The organism is Dactylosporangium sp. NPDC005572 (assembly GCF_040605515.1).
Lineage (GTDB): Bacteria > Actinomycetota > Actinomycetes > Mycobacteriales > Micromonosporaceae > Dactylosporangium.
The window spans coordinates 21,607-41,144 of the sequence record NZ_JBEXCY010000098.1 but is presented as its reverse complement, the minus strand read 5'-3'; the positions used below and the strand labels follow the sequence as shown (position 1 = coordinate 41,144).

At 74.9% G+C, this 19,538-nt stretch carries 22 protein-coding genes and 2 pseudogenes; 7 read left to right on the top strand and 17 right to left on the bottom strand.

The annotated features are described in order from the left end of the window. Positions 1-189, top strand: a 189-nt coding sequence (locus ABZS66_RS35460; RefSeq protein ID WP_354765490.1) for a hypothetical protein, incomplete at its 5' end; no start/stop codon positions are given. 3 nt (positions 190-192) lie between these two features. Here ABZS66_RS35460 and ABZS66_RS35455 read toward each other — a convergent pair. The 4 genes and pseudogenes from ABZS66_RS35455 to ABZS66_RS35440 form a co-directional block, all read right to left on the bottom strand. Beyond that, positions 193-630, bottom strand: coding sequence for a glutamate-cysteine ligase family protein (locus tag ABZS66_RS35455; protein ID WP_354765488.1), 438 nt, complete (start codon positions 628-630; stop codon positions 193-195). Positions 631-746: 116 nt separating this feature from the next. Then, a pseudogene (locus ABZS66_RS35450) lies at positions 747-1,364 on the bottom strand (glutamate-cysteine ligase family protein); the annotation flags it as partial. 68 nt (positions 1,365-1,432) lie between these two features. Next, a complete protein-coding gene (locus tag ABZS66_RS35445; protein WP_354765486.1) occupies positions 1,433-2,194 on the bottom strand; it encodes an SDR family oxidoreductase in 762 nt (253 codons plus the stop codon). 28 nt (positions 2,195-2,222) lie between these two features. Continuing rightward, complete coding sequence (locus tag ABZS66_RS35440; RefSeq protein WP_354765484.1) at positions 2,223-3,086, bottom strand: helix-turn-helix transcriptional regulator; 864 nt, start codon at positions 3,084-3,086, stop codon at positions 2,223-2,225. A gap of 100 nt (positions 3,087-3,186) precedes the next feature. On the opposite strand from ABZS66_RS35440, the gene ABZS66_RS35435 reads away from it, so the two are divergent. Then, the gene (locus ABZS66_RS35435) at positions 3,187-4,194 is read left to right on the top strand and encodes an FAD-dependent oxidoreductase (RefSeq protein ID WP_354765482.1); all 1,008 of its coding nucleotides are present in this window, start codon (positions 3,187-3,189) and stop codon (positions 4,192-4,194) included. Here the strand turns inward: ABZS66_RS35435 and ABZS66_RS35430 are convergent. From ABZS66_RS35430 to ABZS66_RS35420, 3 genes are read right to left on the bottom strand one after another with little or no spacing between them, the layout of a single operon-like run. Next, entirely contained in the window at positions 4,159-4,998 is an 840-nt protein-coding gene (locus tag ABZS66_RS35430) for a pentapeptide repeat-containing protein (RefSeq protein ID WP_354765480.1), read from the bottom strand. The genes ABZS66_RS35435 and ABZS66_RS35430 overlap by 36 nt on opposite strands. Before the next feature lie 56 nt (positions 4,999-5,054). Beyond that, a complete protein-coding gene (locus ABZS66_RS35425; protein ID WP_354765478.1) occupies positions 5,055-5,501 on the bottom strand; it encodes an FAD-dependent monooxygenase in 447 nt (148 codons plus the stop codon). Between the two features lie 27 nt (positions 5,502-5,528). Continuing rightward, positions 5,529-6,143 (bottom strand): FAD-dependent monooxygenase, encoded by a 615-nt coding sequence (locus ABZS66_RS35420; protein ID WP_354765476.1) that lies wholly within the window; start codon positions 6,141-6,143, stop codon positions 5,529-5,531. A gap of 92 nt (positions 6,144-6,235) precedes the next feature. On the opposite strand from ABZS66_RS35420, the gene ABZS66_RS35415 reads away from it, so the two are divergent. Continuing rightward, entirely contained in the window at positions 6,236-7,189 is a 954-nt protein-coding gene (locus ABZS66_RS35415) for a GntR family transcriptional regulator (protein ID WP_354765474.1), read from the top strand. Here the strand turns inward: ABZS66_RS35415 and ABZS66_RS35410 are convergent. Beyond that, complete coding sequence (locus ABZS66_RS35410) at positions 7,143-8,111, bottom strand: Gfo/Idh/MocA family oxidoreductase (RefSeq protein WP_354765472.1); 969 nt, start codon at positions 8,109-8,111, stop codon at positions 7,143-7,145. The two genes, ABZS66_RS35415 and ABZS66_RS35410, sit on opposite strands and share 47 nt — an antisense overlap. Continuing rightward, the gene (locus tag ABZS66_RS35405; RefSeq protein ID WP_354765470.1) at positions 8,108-8,977 is read right to left on the bottom strand and encodes an EamA family transporter; all 870 of its coding nucleotides are present in this window, start codon (positions 8,975-8,977) and stop codon (positions 8,108-8,110) included. The genes ABZS66_RS35410 and ABZS66_RS35405 overlap by 4 nt, the downstream gene beginning before the upstream one ends. Before the next feature lie 69 nt (positions 8,978-9,046). Here ABZS66_RS35405 and ABZS66_RS35400 point away from each other — a divergent pair, with 69 nt between their 5' ends. After that, entirely contained in the window at positions 9,047-9,895 is an 849-nt protein-coding gene (locus tag ABZS66_RS35400; protein ID WP_354765469.1) for a LysR family transcriptional regulator, read from the top strand. Here the strand turns inward: ABZS66_RS35400 and ABZS66_RS35395 are convergent. The 7 genes and pseudogenes from ABZS66_RS35395 to ABZS66_RS35365 form a co-directional block, all read right to left on the bottom strand. Further along, the gene (locus ABZS66_RS35395) at positions 9,885-12,131 is read right to left on the bottom strand and encodes a tetratricopeptide repeat protein (RefSeq protein WP_354765467.1); all 2,247 of its coding nucleotides are present in this window, start codon (positions 12,129-12,131) and stop codon (positions 9,885-9,887) included. The two genes, ABZS66_RS35400 and ABZS66_RS35395, sit on opposite strands and share 11 nt — an antisense overlap. A gap of 57 nt (positions 12,132-12,188) precedes the next feature. Beyond that, a complete protein-coding gene (locus ABZS66_RS35390; protein WP_354765465.1) occupies positions 12,189-12,584 on the bottom strand; it encodes a cupin domain-containing protein in 396 nt (131 codons plus the stop codon). Between the two features lie 98 nt (positions 12,585-12,682). Next, positions 12,683-12,850, bottom strand: a pseudogene (locus tag ABZS66_RS35385) (aldo/keto reductase); the annotation flags it as partial. Between the two features lie 26 nt (positions 12,851-12,876). Further along, positions 12,877-13,254, bottom strand: coding sequence for a DUF2255 family protein (locus ABZS66_RS35380; protein ID WP_354765463.1), 378 nt, complete (start codon positions 13,252-13,254; stop codon positions 12,877-12,879). Positions 13,255-13,392: 138 nt separating this feature from the next. Then, on the bottom strand, positions 13,393-14,052 hold the full coding sequence (locus tag ABZS66_RS35375) for a hypothetical protein (RefSeq protein ID WP_354765461.1): 660 nt from the start codon (positions 14,050-14,052) through the stop codon (positions 13,393-13,395). Between the two features lie 69 nt (positions 14,053-14,121). Then, positions 14,122-14,955, bottom strand: coding sequence for an SDR family oxidoreductase (locus ABZS66_RS35370; RefSeq protein ID WP_354765459.1), 834 nt, complete (start codon positions 14,953-14,955; stop codon positions 14,122-14,124). After that, the gene (locus tag ABZS66_RS35365; RefSeq protein WP_354765457.1) at positions 14,952-16,232 is read right to left on the bottom strand and encodes an NAD(P)-binding domain-containing protein; all 1,281 of its coding nucleotides are present in this window, start codon (positions 16,230-16,232) and stop codon (positions 14,952-14,954) included. The genes ABZS66_RS35370 and ABZS66_RS35365 overlap by 4 nt, the downstream gene beginning before the upstream one ends. Before the next feature lie 117 nt (positions 16,233-16,349). Between ABZS66_RS35365 and ABZS66_RS35360 the strand changes: the two genes are divergently transcribed. After that, positions 16,350-17,168, top strand: a complete 819-nt coding sequence (locus tag ABZS66_RS35360; RefSeq protein ID WP_354765455.1) for an enoyl-CoA hydratase/isomerase family protein — start codon at positions 16,350-16,352, stop codon at positions 17,166-17,168. Here the strand turns inward: ABZS66_RS35360 and ABZS66_RS35355 are convergent. Further along, the gene (locus ABZS66_RS35355; RefSeq protein WP_354765453.1) at positions 17,157-17,747 is read right to left on the bottom strand and encodes a TetR/AcrR family transcriptional regulator; all 591 of its coding nucleotides are present in this window, start codon (positions 17,745-17,747) and stop codon (positions 17,157-17,159) included. The two genes, ABZS66_RS35360 and ABZS66_RS35355, sit on opposite strands and share 12 nt — an antisense overlap. 75 nt (positions 17,748-17,822) lie before the next feature. Between ABZS66_RS35355 and ABZS66_RS35350 the strand changes: the two genes are divergently transcribed. Together ABZS66_RS35350 and ABZS66_RS35345 are read left to right on the top strand one after the other, a co-directional pair. Continuing rightward, positions 17,823-19,142, top strand: coding sequence for an MFS transporter (locus tag ABZS66_RS35350; RefSeq protein ID WP_354765451.1), 1,320 nt, complete (start codon positions 17,823-17,825; stop codon positions 19,140-19,142). A 62-nt stretch (positions 19,143-19,204) separates the two neighbouring features. Continuing rightward, positions 19,205-19,354: a hypothetical protein gene (locus ABZS66_RS35345; protein ID WP_354765449.1), complete on the top strand. Its 150-nt coding sequence runs from the start codon at positions 19,205-19,207 to the stop codon at positions 19,352-19,354. Positions 19,355-19,538: the final 184 nt, after the last annotated feature.

Sequence of the window (19,538 nt, the reverse complement as noted above, 5' to 3'; positions counted from 1 at the left end):
TTCTACTGGTACGACGCCAACTACAAGATCACCAACGGCAAGGTCACGAACAACACGTTCATGCGCGCCTCCGGCGGCGGTTACTGGCCCAAGGGCGGCTACTACGGCACCCAGGCGCTCAACGCCGCCACCCTGCCCGACTGGAGCAACAACACCTGGCACGACAACGGCCGGCAGATCGGCGCGTAACCGTCACCCGAACGGCCACGCCCGCCGGAAGCACTCCTCGACGGTCGCGACCACCCCGGCCCGCAACGGCGCCGGCACCCCGGCCAGCGCCACGTCCAGGACCGCCGGGGCGGTCGCCGCGATCACGCTGTCGGTGAGGCCGTAGCGGGCGGCCTCGATCCAGCGGCCCGCCGCGGGCGCGGCTGCGGCCCGGGCGGCGTCGACGGCGGCGTCGCTGCCGAGCAGGCCGGCCAGCAGCGCCACGGGGGCGAACCAGTCGCGGCCCGGCTGCGCGTCGAGGTACCGGATCTGCAGATGCCCGCGCGGGCGCACCAGCGGGAACAGGGTGCCCAGGTGGTAGTCGAGGTCGTCGTAGGTCGGGCGCCGGTGCAGCGCGCCGCCGACCCAGTCGGCGAAGGTGACCCCGGCGGGGACGGTCCAGCTGCCGCTCGGCCGGCGCACGCACAGCAGCGGGGCGCGCAGCGCGTAGCGGGCCCAGCCGCGGCCGGGTCGGGGCCGGTCGGCACGGTGCCGGCGCGGGCCGGGTCGATGCCGTACCAGGTGCGCATCCGCGTCGACGCCCAGCCGGTCTCGCGGCCGGCGTGCACGCGCGAGTTGGCGAACAGCGCGAGGAGGGTCGGCCCGACGTCGTGGGCGGCGGCCCACCGCTCGGCGAGCCCGGCGGCGGGCCCGGCGTCGAGGCAGGGGCGCAGCCCGGCGGTGCTGCACATCATGGTGCGCCCGTCACCCCCGCGGCGGGCGAAGGAGGCCGCCATCGCATGGTACCGAGGGGAGGAGCGCACCCGGCGCGGCGCGCGATGCGGGTCGATGCCCTGCCCGGCGGCCCGGAAGCCGCCACTGGCGAGCAGACCGTCGAGCTGGTCGAGCTCCGCGTCGACGGCGGCGCGCAGCGCGGTGAGGCCGGGCTGCGGGCGGGCGGCGAGAGCGACCTGCCCGCCGGGCCCGAGGCCGAGCCGGCCGCCGTGGGCGAGGGTGACGCCGTCGATGCCGAGCGCCGCGACGTCGAGGGGGCGGGTGGGGTGGTCGGGGGTGTGGACGATGTGTTCGAGCTCGACGCCGATCGAGGCGGGCGGGCCGGTCTTGAAGCAGATCGAGGCGACGTACCGTTCGGCGTCGTCGATCCGCCGGATCTCGGCGCCCGCATCGACCGTCGTGTGGCCGGCTGCGGTCCTCATGGCTCGGATGCTACCTCCGCCGGAGCCGCCAAGACACGACCTGTACATCGAGCGCGACGTTCGGTAACCTACGCGCGCGGAGGCGTGAAGATCCCGTTGCTCGCGCTCAACCCGCCGTCGCTGGCGAGCACCGCCCCGGTGACGTACGAGGCGGCCGGCGAGGCCAGGAACCAGATCACCTCGGCCTGCTCGCGCGGCTCCGCCCACCGGCCGAGCGGGATGCGCCCGGTCAGGTCCGCGGCCCGCCCCGGGTCGCGCAGCACCGGCTCGGTCCGGCCGGTCCGGGTCAGGCCCGGCGCGACCGCGTTGATCCGGATGTTCTGGTGCGCGTAGTCCAGCGCCGCGGAGCGCACCAGGTTCACGGCGGCGGCCTTGGTGGCGTTGTACGCCCACGTGTACGGGTCGCCGCGCAGCGCCGCCACGGACGCGGTGACGACGATCGCGCCGCCGCCGGCCGCGCGCAGGGCCGGCGCCGCGGCCCGGATGCCGAGCGCGGCGCCGCGGACGTTGACGGCGTGGATCGCGTCGAGCGCGGCCGGGGCCCCGGGGTCCTCCAGCGGCGGCGCCCCGCCCGCCCCGGCGTTGAGCACGGCGGCGTCCAGCCGCCCGAAGGTGGCGACCGCGAGCCGGACCATCTCGGCGTTGACGGCCTCGTCGGCGACGTCGCCGGCGACGGTCACGACCCGGTCGGCGGCCAGCGCGGCAAGGGCCTGCGCATCGGTGTCGACGGCGACGACGCCGTATCCGCGCTCCACGAACAGCTCCACGACGGCCCGGCCGATGCCGGCGGCCGCCGCGGTCACCACGACCGCCGGCATGCAAACCCCCATTTTTCCTATGGTGGAGGTATGCTATCGGCTACCCGACGGCGGCGACGACGTGGAGGGGGCGGTGCAGGAGGCGGTCGAGCGCGGCGGCGGAGTCCGGGTCGGCCGGGAGGTACGCGATGAGGCGCTGGTCGTCGGCGGCCGGCAGGTCGAGGGTCTCGTACGCGAGCCGCAGCGGGCCCACCGCGGGATGGGCCAGCGGCAGCACGCCGGTGCCGACCGGCGGGCCGGCCACCGTCTCGGCCCGGCCGGCGAACACCGGACCGGCGGTGACGGTGAGCTCGTCGGCCAGCGCGGCGATCTCCGGGTCGGCGCGGAACGGGCCGTGTTTGAGCGCGGCGACCTGCTCGTCGGCGGCCCGGTCCCAGTCGGCGAAGAGCTGCCGGGCCCGCGGGTCGGTGAACAGGTACCGGGCGAGGTTCGGGACTGTGTCCGGCGGGTCGGCGTCGAGCACGCCGGTGCCGGCCGTCAGCCGGGCGTACCCCTCGGTGTGGGCGACCACCTCGGCGAGCCGGTTGACGAGCACCGCCGGGGTCGGCTCGAGCCGGTCGAGCAGCGCCCGCACGGTCGGGCGGACGATCCGGCCGGCCCGCCGGTCGGGGCCGCGGCAGGTGAAGCCGCCGGCGCCCTTGGTGAGGTTGTGCAGGTGGACGCGCTCGGCGACGGGCAGCCGCAGCGCGGTGGCGAGGGCGGACAACACCTGCGCCGACGGGTGCCGGTCGTGGCCCTGCTCGAGCCGCGTGACGTACTCGACGCTCACCCCGGCGAGGGTCGCCACCTCGGCCCGGCGCAGGCCCGGCGTGCGGCGCCGCGCGCCGGTCGGCAGGCCCACGTCGGCCGGGCGGACCGCCTCCCGGCGGGCCCGCAGGAACCGTCCCAGCTCGTTGTCGGCCACGCTCCGACCGTAGCAGCGGGCGGGCCGCGGATCGTATCCCTGCCGGTACCACCCTCACCTCGGACTCCCCCGCCACCGCGGGCGGCGGCACGGTCGGGACATGACCGAGATTCTGGTGATCGGCGGCGGGTACGGCGGGATCACCGCCGCGAAGGCGCTCGACGACGTGGCGGACGTGACCCTGGTGGAGCCGCGGGAGGTGTTCGTGCACAACGTGGCCGCGCTGCGCGCGGTCGCCGACCCGGACTGGGCGGAGCGGATCTTCCTGCCGTACGACCGGCTGCTCAGCCGGGGCCGAGTGGTGCGGGACCGGGCGGTGCGGGTGACCGCGGCCGGCGCCGACCTGGCCTCCGGGGCCCACCTCGACGCCGATGTGATCATTCTCGCCACCGGCTCGGCGATGCCGTTCCCGGTGAAGCCGGAGCCGCACGACCGGGACCGCCTCGCCGCCACGCACCGGGCGCTGAGCGACGCCGGGCACGTGCTGCTGCTCGGCGCGGGCGCGGTCGGCATCGAGTTCGCCGGGGAGATCAAGGCCGCGTGGCCGGCCGTCGAGGTGACGATCGCCGACCCGGCGCCGGACATCCTGGGCGGGCGGTTCCCGGACGAGTTCCGCGCGTCGGTCCGTGAGCAGCTCGCCGCGCTGGGCGTGCGCCTGCTGCTGGGCACCGGCGCCGGCCAGGCACCGGCGGCCGACCTGACGTTCGCCTGCTACGGCGCGAGCGTCGACTCGTCGTACCTCGGCGACGACCTCGCCGCCGCCCGGCAGCCCGACGGCCGGCTGGCGGTGACGCCCCAGCTGCGGCTGCCCGGGCACGAGCGGGTGTTCGCGATCGGCGACCTCACCGCGGTACCGGAGCTGAAGCAGGCACGGCTCGCGCAGGCGCACGCCGAAGTGGTGGCGGCCAACGTGCGGGCGCTGCTCGCCGGCGGGCCCCTGGCGGACTACACGCCCGCGCCGGACGCGATCGTGCTGCCGCTGGGGCCCAAGGGCGGCGCCTCCTACGCCCCGGAGGTGGGGGTGCTCGGGCCGGCCGAGACGGCCGGCATCAAGGCGACGATGTTCATCGAGTCATACGAGGAGATGCTTGGTCTTGCCCGCGGGTGACGGCCGCAGCTGCCGCACCACGCCGGCCGCCGCGACCAGGGCGGCGCCGGCGAGCAGCGGGTAGAGCACCGTCACGAACTGCATCGCGAACAGCATCCAGCCGAAGACCCACGTGAAGCCGCCGATGAACAGGAAGCCGACGGTCGACATGACGGTGCCGGAGGTGCTGCCACCGCCCTTGCGCCGCATGACGGTGCGCACCAGGAACCACAACCCGGCGAGGATGTACAGCCAGCCGGCCTGGGGCGTGCGCGGGTCGAACAGGTCGACCTTGGTGCCGGAGACGGTGGCCTGGATGGACAGCGTCCACCAGGTCTGCGCGCCGCGCAGGTCGGCCTCGGTGAAGTCGGCCTGGATGACCGACGCGGTGATGAAGTCGGCCTCGCGCAGGTCGGCGCCGATCAGGTCGGCCTGGCTGAGGTCGGCCCCGCGGAACGAGGTGCCGCGGGCGTCGGACCCGGACAGGTCGGCCTGGGTCAGGTCGGCGTCGTCCAGGTGGGCGCCGCGCAGGTCGGCGCCGCCGAGGTCGGCCTGCGTGAGGTCGGCACCGCGCAGCGACGCGCCCTGCAGGTCGGCCCCGGTGAGGTCGGCCTGGGTCAGGTCGACGCCGTCGAGGACCGCGTCGCGCAGGTTCGCGCACGTGAGGTCGGGGACCTCGTCACCGGGCTGGAAGTGCTTGCCGGCCAGCTGCGGGCTGGTCTCGGGGCAGGCGGGCCTCCCCGGCGGTTCGGCCGCGGCCGGGGTCGAGGGCAGCAGAACGGCAGCCGACAGGACCGCCGCGGCAAGGAAACGGGTGGGGGGCACGACAGCAGGATCGGGCACCCCACCACCCCGCCGCAGCGGTCGGTCCGGATCTCGACTCAGAGCGCGATCGCGTCCTTCGCCGCCGCCATCGACTCGTCCGACGCCGGCTGGCCCGGGTTCTCCGTGGCCAGGGCCTGGTTCGCGGCCACGAACGGGCGCAGCCGCTCCTCGTAGCGGGTGAGCGCCGTCACGTGGTCACCCGCCTTCGCGAGCTCGTCGGCCAGGACGTAGGCGCCGACGAGGGCGAGGCTGGTGCCCTGCCCCGACAGCGGCGAGGCGCAGTAGCCGGCGTCGCCGACGAGCGTGACCCGGCCGGCCGACCACGCCGGCAGGTGCACCTGCGCCATGGCGTCGAAGTAGAAGTCGGGCGCGTCCCACATGAACTCCAGCAGCTTCGGGATCTCCCAGCCCAGTCCCGCGCAGCGCTCGGCGACGAGCCGTTTCTGGGCGTCGATGTCCCGGTGGTCGTACTGCAGGGGATCCGAGTAGAAGCCGACGTTCACCCGCAGCTCGGTGTTCTCGCGCGCCGACTAGATGCCGGCGCCCGCGCTGTCGCTGCGCACCCACACCTGCCAGTCGTCGAGCCCGAGCACGTTCCCGGCGGTGAACACCGCGACGTAGCTGCCGAGGTGCTGCAGCGGCGTCTCGCCGAAGGCCAGCCGGCGCACGCCGGAGTGCAGCCCGTCGGCGCCGACGACCAGGTCGAACCGCTCCCGGTCCCCGCCGGCGAACTGCACGTCGACGCCCGTGTCGTCCTGGCGCAGCGACGCGATCGAGTCGCCGAACCGGTGGTCGACGCCGGCGGTGTGCGCGGCGAGCAGCGCGGTGAGGTCCTCGCGGAGCAGCTCGACGTCGTCGCTGTCGAACCGGCCGCTGCTCGGGGCGAACTCGGTGGAGCGCCACAGCTCGTTGCCGTCGCTGTCCACCATGGACGACCCGCGCATCCGGGTGCGGGCGGCGCGCACCGGCTCCAGCAGGCCCATCCGCTCGACCACGGTGAGGGCCGCGCCGCGCACGTCGATCGCCTGGCCGCCCGGCCGGATCGCCGGGGCGCGCTCGACGACGGTCGGCGTGATGCCGTGCCGGCGCAGCCACCAGGCGAGGGCGGGACCGGCGACGCTCGCGCCGGAGATCAGGACCTTCATGGGACTTCTCCTCCGTGAGGTGTACCTCGTACGCACTGAATGTACGGCGTACATACAGCCTCTGACAAGGAAAAATGTGTACTATGACAGCCATGGCTGCACTAGCACAGTACGAGCGGATCGTCGCCGACATCCGGACCCGCATCGCCGACGGCCGGCTCACCCCGGGCGACCGCCTCCCGTCGACCCGACAGCTCGCCAAGGACTGGGGTGTCGCCCTCGCCACCGCCACGAAGGCCCTCACCGCGCTCCAGCAGCAGGGCGTCGTCGTGTCGCAGCCGCGGGTCGGCACGGTCGTCGCCGGCGTGACGACCACCGCCGTTCCGGCCGACGCGCCGCTCTCCCGCGAGCAGGTGGTGCGGGCCGCGATCGAGCTCGCCGACGCCGAGGGCCTCGACGCGCTGTCGATGCGGGGCGTCGCCGCCCGGCTCGGCGTGGCCACCATGTCGACGTACCGGCACGTGACCAGCAAGGACCAGCTCATCCTGCTCATGGCCGACACCGCGTTCGGCGAGGCGGTGGAGGTCGCCGGCGCCGGCGAGCCGGGCGGGTGGCGCGACCTGCTCGCGCGGGCCGCCCGCACGATGTGGGCGCTGTACCGCCGGCACCCCTGGCTGGCGCACGTGACCCCGCTGACCCGGCCGCTGCCGCTGCCCAACCTGGTGGCGCACGGCGAGCGGATGCTGGAGGCGTTCCAGGCCGTCGGAGCGTTCCGGCTCGACCCGCAGAGTCTCCAGGATCTCCAGGTCCTGGTGTTCAGCCACGTTCAGGGCCTGGCGATGCAGCTGGAGGGCGAGGCCCGCGCGCTGGCCGACACCGGCATCGACGAGGACGGGTGGATGGCGGTCAACGGCGCCGGCTTCGCCGGGATCACCGGCAGCGGCCGCTATCCGCGCTTCACCGCGCTCATGGCCGCGTTCGGCGCGGCCGGCGGCTACGACCTCGACCTCGATGAGCAGTTCGAGCTGGGCCTCGACGTGCTGCTCGACGGGCTCGCCGTCAGGTTCGCGGATCCAGACCGGCGGCGCGGTACGCGGCGTCGATGAGCGCCATCGTGCGGACCGCGTCGGCCGGGGGCGTGAGGTTCGGCCCGCCGCGCAGCACCGCGTCGGCGAACGCGCGCAGCTGGTGGGTGTAGGTCGCCTCGCCGGGCACCCGTTCCCGGTGCGTGCGGCCGTCGATCGTGACGGTGAGCCGGTGGTACACACTGGGCATCAGATAGTTGAAGAGCGTGAGGGAGCCCTTCGCGCCGGTGACCCGGGCCGACAGCCGCAGCACGTGGCGCGACCAGAGGCTGGCGGTGGTGCGGCCGGTCGCGCCGCCGGGGAACACGTAGTCGACGACCATGGCGCGGTCGACGCCGGGCTTCGCCAGCAGCGCGCGGGCGGCGACCACGTCGGGCTCCTGGCCGCTCAGGGTGCGCAGGGCGTGGACGGCGTAGCAGCCGGCGTCCATGGACGCGCCGCCGGCGAGCCTCAGGTCGTAGCGGATGTCGTTGAACCTCGGCAGCGGGAAGCACATGCTGGTCTCCACGTGCCGCAGCTCGCCGAGCCGCGGCACGAGCTCCAGCGCCCGCCGCATCAACGGGTGGTAGCGGTAGTGGAAGGCCTCCATCACCACGTGCTCGCCGGCTGCCGCGGCCACCTCCCGGGCCTGGTCGGCGTTGGACGTGAGCGGCTTCTCGCACAGCACGTGCTTGCCCGCGTCGAGGGCCGCGAGGGTCCACTCGGCGTGCCGGCCGTTCGGCAGCGGCACGTACACGGCGTCCAGGCCGGGGTCGGCGATGAGCTCCGCGTAGCCCGGGTGCACGGTCGGGATGCCGTGCCGGCGGGCGAACGCGGCGGCCCGGGCCGGGTCGCGCGCCGCGACCGCGGCGACGGTCACCCCGGGCACGACCCGGGCGGGGCGGATGAGGGCCGCGGGCGCGATCCGTGCCGCCCCGAGGATGCCGATGCGCAACTCGGTCACTCGGCGACTGTACGACTCCGCACCGCTCCGGCGCTCGCCGCCACCACGAGGACGATCGCCGCGATCTCGGCGACCGACAGCGCCTGCCCGGCGATGGCGAACCCGGCGAGCGCGGCGATCGCCGGCCCCAGGCTCATCAGCACCGCGAACGTGCTGGTCGGCAGCCGGCGCAGGGCGGCCAGCTCCAGGCTGTACGGCAGCACCGAGGACAGCACCGCCACCGCCGCCCCGAGCGCGAGGGTGACCGGCCCGAACATGGCGCCGCCGCTCGTGGTCACGCCGAGCGGTAGGGCGACGAGGGCGGCGACGGTCATGGCGAGGGCGAGCCCGTCCTGCTTGGGGAAGCGGCTGCCGGTGCGGGCGCTGAGCATGATGTACCCCGCCCAGCACGCTCCGGCGGCGAGCGCGAGCCCGGCGGCGATCAGGTCGAACCCGCCGGCCCGCAGGCCGCCGAAGCCGAGCAGGGCCACCCCGGCGAGGGCGAGCAGCGCCCACAGCCAGCGGGCCGCATCCTTGCCGGCAAGCACCGACAGGGTCAGCGGGCCGAGCACCTCCAGGGTCACCACGGGCCCGATCGGCATCCGCTGGATCGCCAGGTAGTACAGGAAGTTCATCACGGCGAGCACGACCCCGAACCCGGCGAGCAGCGTCCAGTCGCGGGCCCGGTGGCCGCGCACCCTGGGCCGGCAGACGGCGAGCATCAGGGCGGCCCCGATCACCAGCCGCAGGGTGACGACGCCGGCGGCCCCGGCGAGCGGGAACAGCATCGTGGCGACGGCCGCTCCACTGTGGACGGACGTCTGGCTGGCCAGGACGAGTCCGACCCCTCGGTCCCGGGGCGCTTCGACGGCAATCGTGTCGGCCATGGGCCCGACGCTATGCAGTGCGCCACCCGCGCTGAAATGCCCGTCCGTCTGCGGTTATGCTCGTCACACATGACCATCGAGTTACGGCACCTCCGGGGCTTCCTCGCCATCGCGGATGAGGGCAACCTCACACGCGCGGCGGCCCGGCTGCACCTGACGCAGCCCGCGCTGACCCGCACGCTGCAGCAGCTGGAGGCCCACCTGGGCACCCGCCTGGTCGACCGCTCGACGCACCACCTGGCCCTGACCGCGGCCGGCCACGCGTTCCGCCGCCGCGCGGCCGCCGCGATGGTCGCCGTCGAGCACGCCCTCGACCCGACCCACGAGTGGCCGCTGCGCCTCGGCCACGCCTGGTCGGCCCTGGGCGTCCACACGACGACCCTGCTGCGCCGCTGGAAGCAGGCCCACCCCGGCACCCTGCTGGAGCTGCTCCGCCTGGACGAACGCACGGCCGGCCTGGCCGCCGGCACGGTGGACGCGGCGGTCCTGCGCGGCCCGATCGACACGCCGGACGTCCGCTGGGAGCACCTGACCAGCGAGCCCCGCGTGGCGGCCCTGGCCGACAACAACCCCCTGGCCTGCCGGTCCAGCCTGACCCTGGCCGACCTGGCGACCCAGCCCCTGGCCCTGAACACGGTGACGGGCAGCACCACCCTCGCCCTGTGGCCGACGGGCGCGGCCCCGACCCAGGTCCTGACGGTGAAGAACACGGACGACTGGCTGGCCCTGATCACGGCGGGCGACGCGGTGGGGGTGACGTCGACGGGCACGGAGGCGATGCACCCGAACCCGGCGATCCGCTACGTCCCGCTGACGGACGCCCCGGCCGTGGACGTGTACCTGGCCTGGCGCGACCCGCCGAGCCACCCGTCGGTGCCCGACCTGCGCCGCCTCGCCCACGAGGTGGTCAACCCCTGATCGACTCGGCCGCGGCGATGCTCTCCCGGGTCCGCGGATGCCCGGCCCCGTGCAACACCCGCCGCCCCTCGGCAACGGCCTCGAACTCGGCGAGGGCCTCGGCGACCCGTCCCACCGCAACGAGCGCACGGGCCCGTTCGTGGCGGGTGTTGAGCACGTAGGTGTGCTGCTCGCCGTGCAGCGCACGTTCGACCGCCAGGAGCGCGTCGAACTCGGGCAGCGCCTCTCCGTGGCGACCCAGCTCCCGCAGGACCTGCGCCCGCTCGTGACGCGCGCTCAGGACATAGTTGTGCTGCTCATCGTGCAGTCCGCGCTCGATCGCGAGCAGCGTGTCGAACTCGGCCAGCGCCTCGTCGTGCCGGCCCATCTCCCGCAGGACCCGGGCCCGCTGGTGGCGGCCGGCGAGGACCTTGTCGTGCTGCTCACCGCGCAGGTCCCGCTCGATCGCCAGCACGGCGTCGAACTCGGCCAGCGCCTCCCCGTGCCGGCCCAGCTCCCGCAGGACCCGGGCCCGCTGGTGACGGTCGTTCAGGACGTCGTAGTCGCGCTCGTCGTGCAGCGCACGCCGGGCACTCAGCACCGCGTCGAGTTCGGCCAGCGCCTCGTCGTGGCGGCGCATCGCGCGCAGCACCCGCGCCCGCTCGTGCCGGATGGCCAGGACGGTGTCCCGCCGGCCGACCGCCAGGAGCGCGTCGAACTCCGCGAGCGCCTCCTCGTAACGCCCCACCTTGCGCAGGACGCTCGCCCGTGCGCGACGGACGGCGCCGCCCGGCTGATCCTCGATCGCCACCACGGCGTCGAACTCGGCCAGCGCTTCCTCGTGCCGGCCGATCTCGCGCAGCACCTGCGCCCGGCCGTGCCGGATGGCGACCAGGTCGCCCCGATGCCCGCCGGCCAGCATGGCGTCGAACTCGGCCAGCGCCTCCTCGTGCCGGCCCATCTCGTGGAGCACGCCGGCCCTCGCTCGGCGGGTGCCCGGGTCCTGCCCGGCGCCCGGCAGCGCGTCGTACAGGACCAGGGCCTGGCCGTGCAGGCCGTTACCGGCGAGCCGGGCCGCGCCCTCGGCCAGCACCGCCGTACCGGCGCCGGGCACCCGGCCGAGGACCTCCGCGGCGTGCTCGCCCAGCCTCGCCCACGCCCGAACGCCGGCGACGCCGGGCCCGATCCGCCCGGCGGCCGCGATGAGCAGGGCCGCGGCCAGCCCCGGCGCGAGCTCCGGGTGAGCCCGGGCCGCGGTCCGGACTGCCGGGTGCACCGTCAGCTCCCCCGGCCCCAGCGAGACGAGTCCCAGCTCCTCCAGCCCGCGCAGCGTGCGCACCAGCTCCGCCGCCGTGACGCCGAGCGCCGCCGGATCGAGGACCTCCTCGTACGGCAACGGCGCGTCGGCGAAGCAGCAGATCACCAGCAGCAGCTCGCGGCCGTGGGACAGCGCCGCGCGGTCGAGCTGGTCGAGGCTGATCTCCCAGATGCGCTCGTAGAGCCCGTCCACCCCCGCCGCGGCCTCGACCGCCGCCCGGTACCCGTCGAACGTCCGCAGCGCACCCGGCGGCGCCCAGCGGGCCGGGACCTCGCCGGCCTGCCGCAGCGCCGAGCCCGCCAGATGCAGCAGCAGCGGAATGCCGCTGAGCCGCTCCCCCAGCCGGCGCGCCTCGGCGGCGCTTCCGGCCTCGGCCGCCAGCCCCAGCAGTACCTCCGCCGCCGCCTGCGCATCGAGCGGCTCCACCGGCCGGCAGGTGATCCAGTCCGCCCACGCCTCGGCCCGACCGTCACGGCTGGTGATGACCACCGCCCCCGGCGCCCGCGGCACGCGCATCCAACCGCGCCCCTGCCCCGCGGCGACCGCCGGATCGTCGGCGTTGTCCACGACGAGCAGCCACCGCCACGTCAGCCGGTGCAGTGCCCGCCACACCACGTCCGCCGGGTTCGCCACCGCGAAGTCCTCGCGCGACGCCCCGGCAGCGTAGCCGACCGCCCGCATCCCGTCCTCGAACGCCGCCCGGTCGCCGGCCTGCACCCACCACACCGCGACACCGGCGTCCTCGGCGAGCGCGGCGATCTCCAGGGCGAGGCGGGTCTTCCCGACCCCGCCGATGCCGTGCAGCACGGTCACCGACCCGTCCCGGGGCAGGGCCGCGGCACGCCCCCGCATCGGCACACCACGCAGCCCCCAGGGCGGCGTTACGGACGGCAGCACCCGCTGCTCGGGAACCCGGACGTGCTCACCGTCGGCGATCACCCCGCCACAGTGCCAACCAACCGGGCCGGACCGCAACCCGGTCCGCCGCCGCCTGCCTCAGTGTGCGTGGTACTGCTCGTCGGTGACCTTCTCCAGCCACTCGACGCCCTGGCCGTCGCGGATGCCGGTGAGGGCGAGGTGGGTCATCGCCGACGCCGGGGCGGCGCCGTGCCAGTGCCGGACGCCGGGCGGGCACCAGACGACGTCGCCGGGGCGGAGCTCCTCGACCGGGCCGCCCCAGCGCTGGGTCCGGCCGACGCCCTCGATGACGACCAGCCGCTGCCCGGCCGGGTGGGTGTGCCACGCCGACCGGGCGCCGGGCTGGAACGTGACGTACGCGCCGCTGTACGGCGCCGTCTCCTCCGCGCCGAACAGCGGCCGGACCTGCACGTCGCCGGTGAAGTTCTCGGCCGGCCCCGGGGTGGCCTTCTGCGTCCCGTGTCGGGTGATCATGCTGTGGTACCTCCGCGTCGGCGGGCGGACGGCTGCAGGGAGGGGCTGACCCAGCCGTTGTCGGCGGGGTTGAGGGTGATGCCGGGTGGGACGATCGCGTCGATGCGGTCGGTGCCGAGCCGGCGCAGCGAGTGCTCGACCTCGGTCATGATCCAGCGCCGGGAGCCGCCGCGGTGGTTCGGGTCGTCGGCGAACGGCATGAAGAACTTCGTGGCCAGCACGACGTCGTCCCGCCGGCCCCTGAGCGCCTTGCCGACGATGACCTCCGGACGGTGCTCCACGCGTTCCTCCTTCAGGATGCCGGGACCAGGCGGATGGTGACCGGTGCCGCCTTGGCACCGACGACGGGGCCGACGTACGCCGGACCGTAGCGGTCGTACTTGACGTGGTAGGCCGCGTCGATCCCGGCGTGGGCGTCTGCTGCCGCGTCGGCGAAGGTCACGTCGCGCTCCACGCCGCCGGCCCGGATCCGTCCAATGCCGCTCGCCCTGGCCCGGCGGTACCACGGATTGTCCGGCCCGTACGCCGAGCGCACATACATCTGGTGGCCCTCGCGGACCACCCACATGGTCACGTACGGCCGCAGCGTGCCGTCGGCGCGGCGGGAGGCCAGCTGCAGCTCGTCGGCGTCGCCGACCCGATCGAGTTCCTCGTCGGTCCAGGCCACCATGTCACTCCTCCTTCTCGCGGGTCGCTGTGCGCCTACCCTTGCCCGTTCCATCCAATCCGGGCCGCCGCGTGGGTGGGAGTGGCTGTCGTTCCGGGTACCGGCAGTACCCCATCAGCCGGACCCCATCAGCCGGCCGGGTCAGCAGCCGGGCAGGGCCTGCCGGCAGCGGTCCGTGGCGGCCTCGGCCAGGGACACCGCGATGCCGGGCGGGGTGGGGCCGATCGACATGTCGGTCAGCCAGACCACCAGGTCGCCGCGGCGCAGCGCGACGGTCTCCGCGTTCACCGACAGGTCGACGTTCGTCGTGCCGGTCATCCGCAGCGCCACCGCCTGGTCGGCCAGGCCCGGCGGGGCCGGGAGGGACTCGACCGTGAACGTCACGGTCACGCCGGCCAGGTTCTGGGTGAACCGGTGGCAGGACGTCGCGGTCTCGGCCAGCCTCGTCATGGAGGCGGCCGCCTCGCCGGGCGGGAACCGCACGAGGGCGTGCGTGAGGTACGGACCGGCGATTCCCCGGCTGTAGGTCACCGCCGCGGCCGTCGTGCGCTCCGTCGTCATCGGCTCCAGCGCCGGGCAGCCGGGGAAGTCACCCCCGTCGATGCTCACCGCACCGTCGGCATTCGTCACCGAGGCGATCCGGATGTACCCCGGTGGCAGGTCACCCCCGGTCAGCAGGCCCGGCTGCAGGTCGGTCGGCGACGCGGACGGCAGCGGTCCCGCGAACACGTGGGCGGGCGCACATCCGGCCAGCATGAGCGCGGCCAGTCCCACCACGGCGGCCGCCGACCCGCGAATCATCCCCCGCTCACCCCCGCGGCCAACGCTACGGCGACCGCCGGGTGGCCCGTGGGGGATTCGTCAAGCGGGTCACCCGTTCGTGGGACCGCCGTACCGGCGGCGCATGCCGGCCGCGAGTGGCGCGCCGTCGAAGGCGCCGGCCGCCAGCCGGGAGCGGACCGTGCGCCGGACGAGCAGGTCGGCGAGCGACGGGAAATGCCGGGCGATCGCCATCTCGAGGCGGCCGCGGGCCGTGGTCGCGACGGCGCGCGGCGCCCGCCGGGCCGTGGCGGCGCGCACGATCGCGTCGACCACGCCCTCAGCCGGCTCGTAGCGGGAGACGCCGTCGAGCGACAGGCCCGCCGCGGCGGTGCTGTCGTGGATCGGGGACGCGACCATGCTCGGGTACACGACGCTGACCCCGACGTGGCTGCCCACCTCGAGGCGCAGCGCGTCGGCGTACGCGACGAGGGCGCGCTTGCTCACCCCGTACGCGGCGGCGAGCGGCAGCGGCAGCACCGCCATCCGGCTGGCGACGAACACCACCCGGCCGCGGCCGGCCTCCAGCGCCGGCAGGGCGGCGGCGGTGGTCCGCCAGGCGGCGAGCAGGTTCACCTCCAGCTGCCGCTTCACGACGGTGTCGGGCGCCAGCTCGGCCGGGGCGGGCCCGCCGACGCCGGCGTTGTTGACCAGCAGGTCGAGCCCGCCGAGCTCGGCGACGGCCCGCTCCACGACGCCCGCCACGGCAGTGGTGGTGAGGTCGCAGGCGAGCACGCCGGGGGCGGCGGTGAGGTCGATGCCGACGACGGTCGCGCCCGCCCCGGTGAACCGGCGGGTGAGGAGCCTGCCGAAGGTGCCGTTGGCCCCGGTGACGATGACCCGCTTGCCGGTCATGCCCTTGCCGGTCATGCCCTTGTTGCTCATGCCCGCAGCTCCGCGGCGGCGAGGGCGAGGTACGCGTCGAAGTCGATGCGCATGGCCGGCCGCCGCTCGCCCCACCGTTCCCGGGCGGAGCGCAGCTCGGCGGCGCAGTCCTCGCGCTGCCGCTGCCCGGACGGCAGCCGGTAGGCGCCCGCGAGCCGGGCCGCGACCAGGCGGGCCTGCGCCTCGACGACGGGAAGGGCGGCGCCGGTGGACTGCATCAGGCCGACGAACATCAGTCCTTCTTCGTCGAGGTGGAAGATGTGGCGGTACAGCGGGAGCGACGCGGCCCCGTCCGGCCCGAGCAGCGCCGGGTCCAGGAACGGCAGCTCCACCCGGTAGCCGGTGCACCAGACGATGAGGTCCACGGGGTCGCGCCGGCCGCCGGCGAACACGACGTCCCCGCCGTCGAGCCGCTCGATCGCCGGCCGCACCCCGATCTCGCCGTGCGTGATGCGCGGCAGCAGCGCGTCGGAGAGCGTCGGGTGGTCCTGGAGGAACCCGTGCGCGGGCGCCGGCAGCCCGTACCGCGTGACCGGCCCGACGGCGAGCCGCAGCATGGTCTGGCTGATCCGCTGCCGGGCCCGCCAGGGCAGCCGCTTGGCGAGCGCCCCGTTGAGCGTGTCGGAGGGCCTGCCGAAGAGGTACTTCGGGACGATCCACACCCCGCGCCGCACCGACAGCAGGGTGGTGCCGGCGACGTGCGAGGCGTCGACGGCGATGTCCATGGCCGAGTTCCCGCCGCCGACGACGAGCACGCGCCGGCCGGCGAGCTGGGCCGGGTCGCGGTAGTCGTGGCTGTGCAGCTGCTCGCCGGCGAAGTCGCCCGGGTAGGCCGGTTCGGGCCACCGCGGCACGGTGTTGTGCCCGTTGGCCACGACGACGGCCTCGACGGTGACCGCGACCGTCCCCTGTGGACCCTCGGCGGTGACCGACCAGTGCCGGTCCGCCCTGGCCACGCGGGTCACGGTGTGCCGCTGCCGGGTCTCCAGCTGGAACCGCTCGGCGTAGTCGCGCAGATACCCGGCGACGGTCTCGTGGCCGGGGTAGTCGGGCCAGTCGGCCGGCATGGGGAAGTCGGCGAACTCGGTGCGGGTGCGGCTGGTGTTGAGGTGCAGCGTCCGGTACGCCGACGAATGCGGCCCGCCGAGCACCCACAGCCCGCCGGGGCGCTCCCCCGCGTCGAAGCAGACCGCGCTGATCCCCCGGTCCCGCAGCGCCTTGAGGGTGGCGAGCCCGGCCGGCCCGGCCCCGACGACCGCGACCCGATAATCCAACACGCGTTGGATACTGCGCCACCCGGCCGCCGCCCGTCAAGGCTCCGGTTGATAACCGGAGCAGTGCTCGATATATTCGGAGCACTGCTCCACTTCATTCGCACAGCGAAGGTGGCCACCATGCCCGAGGAATACGTCCCACGCCCCCGCCTCGAGTCGTACGCCGAGAAGTACGCCGATTACTTCGTGATGCACCGGCGTGACGGCATCCTCGAACTGCGGATGCACACGGACGGCGGCCCCGCCCAGTTCGGCTTCGCCGTGCACAACGCCTGGGGCCAGGCCTGGCAGGAGATCGGCAACGACCCGGACAACGAGGTGCTGATCCTCACCGGCACGGGCGAGCACTGGCTCACCCTGCCGCCGGCCCCGGACACGTCCGACGCGGGCGAGGCGACCCGCAAGCTCATGCGCGAGGCCCGCCCGAAGGACTTCGCCTACGAGCGCACCTACTACGACGCGATCAAACTGCTGGAGAACTTCGTCTTCGGCATCGACATCCCGACGATCGCCGCGATCAACGGACCGAGCATCGCCCACACCGAGTTCGCGCTGCTGTGCGACATCACCCTGGCCACCGAGACCGCCACAATCGTCGATCCCCACCTGCCCACCGGGGTCGCGCCGGGCGACGGCCAGCAGCTGACGCTGCAGGAGCTGCTCGGCACCAAGCGGGCCGCGTACCACCTCTACACCGGCGAGCCGATCAGCGCCCGCCAGGCGCTCGAGCTCGGCCTGGTCAACGAGGTGCTGCCGGCCGACCGGCTGCTGCCGCGAGCCTGGGAGATCGCCGAGCGCATCATGCGCAGCCCCCGCGCGGCCCGGCGCCTCACCCACGCCATCGTGCAGCGCCCCTGGAAGCGCCGGCTGGTCCACGACCTGGGCTTCGGCGTCGCCCACGAGATGTTCGGCATCTCAGCGGACGGCCTACGGGGCTGACGGGTACATCCGCGACACCCAGCGGTGCGCGAACTCGCGCAGGGCCGCGCGCTCCTCGTCGGGCACCTCGCCGTGCAGGGCCCGCACGGCGTGGGCGTGGACGGCCCAGATCAGGCTGCGCACGGCGATGCGCGGGTGCGGCTCGCCCGCCGCGGCCAGCAGGCGCTCGACCCGCTCGTACAGCGGCATCGAGTAGCGCTCGTCGATCCCCTGGTGGCGGGTCGGGTCGAGCCAGCGGCGCAGCCACAGGCCCGTGTTCTCCGGCCACTCCTCCAGGAAGTCCAGGAACGCGTCCAGCACCCGGTGCAGGTCCGGCGACCCGCCGAGCACCGGCTCCAGCGCCCGCTGCTCGGCGGTGAAGACGCGGGCGAAGCAGGACTCGTACAGCACCGCCTTGCCGCCCGTGTGGTGGTGCACCGTCGCCACGTCGACGCCGGCCGCGTCCGCGACCTGCCGCACGCTCACCGCGTCGAAGCCGTGGCGGGCGAACAGGCCCGTGGCGACCGCGACGATCCGCTCGCGGGTCGCCTGCGGGTCGGCCTGCGGCGGACGGCCGGGCCGGCGGCGCGGGGTGTTCATGTCGTCCATCGTCGCCTATTATCCATCGCACGTTGGATTAGCCACGGCCCGAGGGAAGAGGCTAGGGAGCGGTCGATGACGGACACCCGCCTGCCGCTGCGCGGCCTGCTGCCCTTCGCGACCGGGTCGGTCGGCATGGGCGTGTGGGTCACGGTGCCCGGGCTGCTGCTGCTGTACTTCATGACCGACGTCCTCGCCGTCGCGCCCCTGCTGGCCGGGTTCGCCCTGCTGGTGCCCAAAATCGCCGACGTCGTGCTGCACCCGTGGGTGGGCCGCGTCTCCGACGCCGACCTGGCGCGCCACGGCCACCGCCGCCGCCTGCTGCTGCTCGGCTGCGGCCTGGCCGTCGCGTTCGCCGTCCTGTTCGCGGTGCCGAACGGGCTGCGCGGCCCCGGCGCCGCCCTCTGGGTCGCGGTCGCGTTCATCGCCGGCAACCTCCTCTTCGCCGCGTACCAGGTGCCCTATCTCAGCACGCCGGCCGACCTCGCCATCGGCTACCACGAGCGGACCCGCCTCATGGGGTTCCGCATGGTCGTGCTGACGGTCGGCATCCTGCTCAGCGGCGTGGCCGCCCCGCTGCTCGCCGGCGCCGCCTACGGCACGATGGGCGTGGCCCTGGGCCTGGCCATGCTGGCGGCCATGCTGGTCGGCGTCCTCGGGGTGACCCGCCTGACCCGCGCCGCCCCGCTCACACCCGCCACACCCTCCCACGGCGGACTGCTCGCGGCGCTGCGCGACCGCCAGTTCCGCGCCCTGGTGACGTCGTACCTCGCGATGTCGACCACCACCCACCTGGTCCTCGCCGCCGTGCCGTACTTCGCCGAGTACGAGCTGGACCGCCCCGCCCTGACGACGGTCCTGGTGGCGGCGTTCGTCGCCCCGGCGATCCTCACCACGCCGCTGTGGGTGGCGTTCGCCCGCCGCTTCGGCAAGCAGCGGGGCCTCCTCGCCGCCCAGCTCACGTTCGTCGCGGGTGCGCTGGTACTGGCACTGGGCGCCACGGCCGGTCTCGTGGTGCTCGTGGCGGCGGTCGCGGTGCTGGGCATCGCCTTCGCCGCGATGCAGCTCCTGCCGTTCTCGATGGTCCCGGACGTGATCGCGGCCGCCGGCCCGGACGGCCCGGCCAAGGCGGGCGGCTACACAGGTGTCTGGACGGCGGCCGACGCCCTGGGCGGCGCCCTCGGCCCGTACGTCTACGCGGCCTGCCTCGCCGCCGGCGGCTTCGTCGCCAGCTCCTCGGACGAGCCGACCCCGCAGTCACCGGCGGCACTGCTCGCGGTGCGCCTCGGCTTCGGCCTCGTCCCGGCGGCCCTCATGCTGGCCGCGATCCTGATCCAGCGCCGCTACACCCTCGACACCGCCGCCCGCCCCGCCACCGCACCGGCGCCGGCGTAGGCGCTGTCCTGTGCCGGTCGTGGCCGGCCGGCGGTGGTACGCCTCGGGCCTACGGTGCCGGCATGACTGCAATCGACAGCAGGATCGAGGCGCCGGCCGGGCGGGCCGGTCGCGTCGTGGACCGGTCCGGCGGACGGCCCCCGAGGGACGCCCTCGTGTGGACGGACCACAGCCTCGCGCCGACCCCGGCCCGGCTGGGCGGCCGGTCATGACGGCGCTGCGGATGGCGGTGCTGGTGGCGGTGCTGCTGATGCTGGCGGCGTGCGACGGCGCAGCAAGGCCGACGGCCACCAGCGAGACTGGACCAGGGACGGCCCGAAGCGGACCGGGAGCAGACGCCGCGAGCGGACCGGGAGCAGAGGCCACGAGCGGACCGGGAGCAGAGGCCACGAGCGG

Coding starts and splice junctions, on each gene's coding strand:
- ABZS66_RS35375 (WP_354765461.1), bottom strand. CDS start 14,052: ATGATTCGCGGGTCGGCGGCCGCCGTGGTGGGACTGGCCGCGCTCATG.
- ABZS66_RS35380 (WP_354765463.1), bottom strand. CDS start 13,254: ATGGTGGCCTGGACCGACGAGGAACTCGATCGGGTCGGCGACGCCGAC.
- ABZS66_RS35370 (WP_354765459.1), bottom strand. CDS start 14,955: ATGAGCAACAAGGGCATGACCGGCAAGGGCATGACCGGCAAGCGGGTC.
- ABZS66_RS35350 (WP_354765451.1), top strand. CDS start 17,823: ATGACGGACACCCGCCTGCCGCTGCGCGGCCTGCTGCCCTTCGCGACC.
- ABZS66_RS35420 (WP_354765476.1), bottom strand. CDS start 6,143: ATGAAGGTCCTGATCTCCGGCGCGAGCGTCGCCGGTCCCGCCCTCGCC.
- ABZS66_RS35360 (WP_354765455.1), top strand. CDS start 16,350: ATGCCCGAGGAATACGTCCCACGCCCCCGCCTCGAGTCGTACGCCGAG.
- ABZS66_RS35345 (WP_354765449.1), top strand. CDS start 19,205: ATGACTGCAATCGACAGCAGGATCGAGGCGCCGGCCGGGCGGGCCGGT.
- ABZS66_RS35435 (WP_354765482.1), top strand. CDS start 3,187: ATGACCGAGATTCTGGTGATCGGCGGCGGGTACGGCGGGATCACCGCC.
- ABZS66_RS35400 (WP_354765469.1), top strand. CDS start 9,047: ATGACCATCGAGTTACGGCACCTCCGGGGCTTCCTCGCCATCGCGGAT.
- ABZS66_RS35405 (WP_354765470.1), bottom strand. CDS start 8,977: ATGGCCGACACGATTGCCGTCGAAGCGCCCCGGGACCGAGGGGTCGGA.
- ABZS66_RS35355 (WP_354765453.1), bottom strand. CDS start 17,747: ATGAACACCCCGCGCCGCCGGCCCGGCCGTCCGCCGCAGGCCGACCCG.
- ABZS66_RS35445 (WP_354765486.1), bottom strand. CDS start 2,194: ATGGGGGTTTGCATGCCGGCGGTCGTGGTGACCGCGGCGGCCGCCGGC.
- ABZS66_RS35390 (WP_354765465.1), bottom strand. CDS start 12,584: ATGATCACCCGACACGGGACGCAGAAGGCCACCCCGGGGCCGGCCGAG.
- ABZS66_RS35415 (WP_354765474.1), top strand. CDS start 6,236: ATGGCTGCACTAGCACAGTACGAGCGGATCGTCGCCGACATCCGGACC.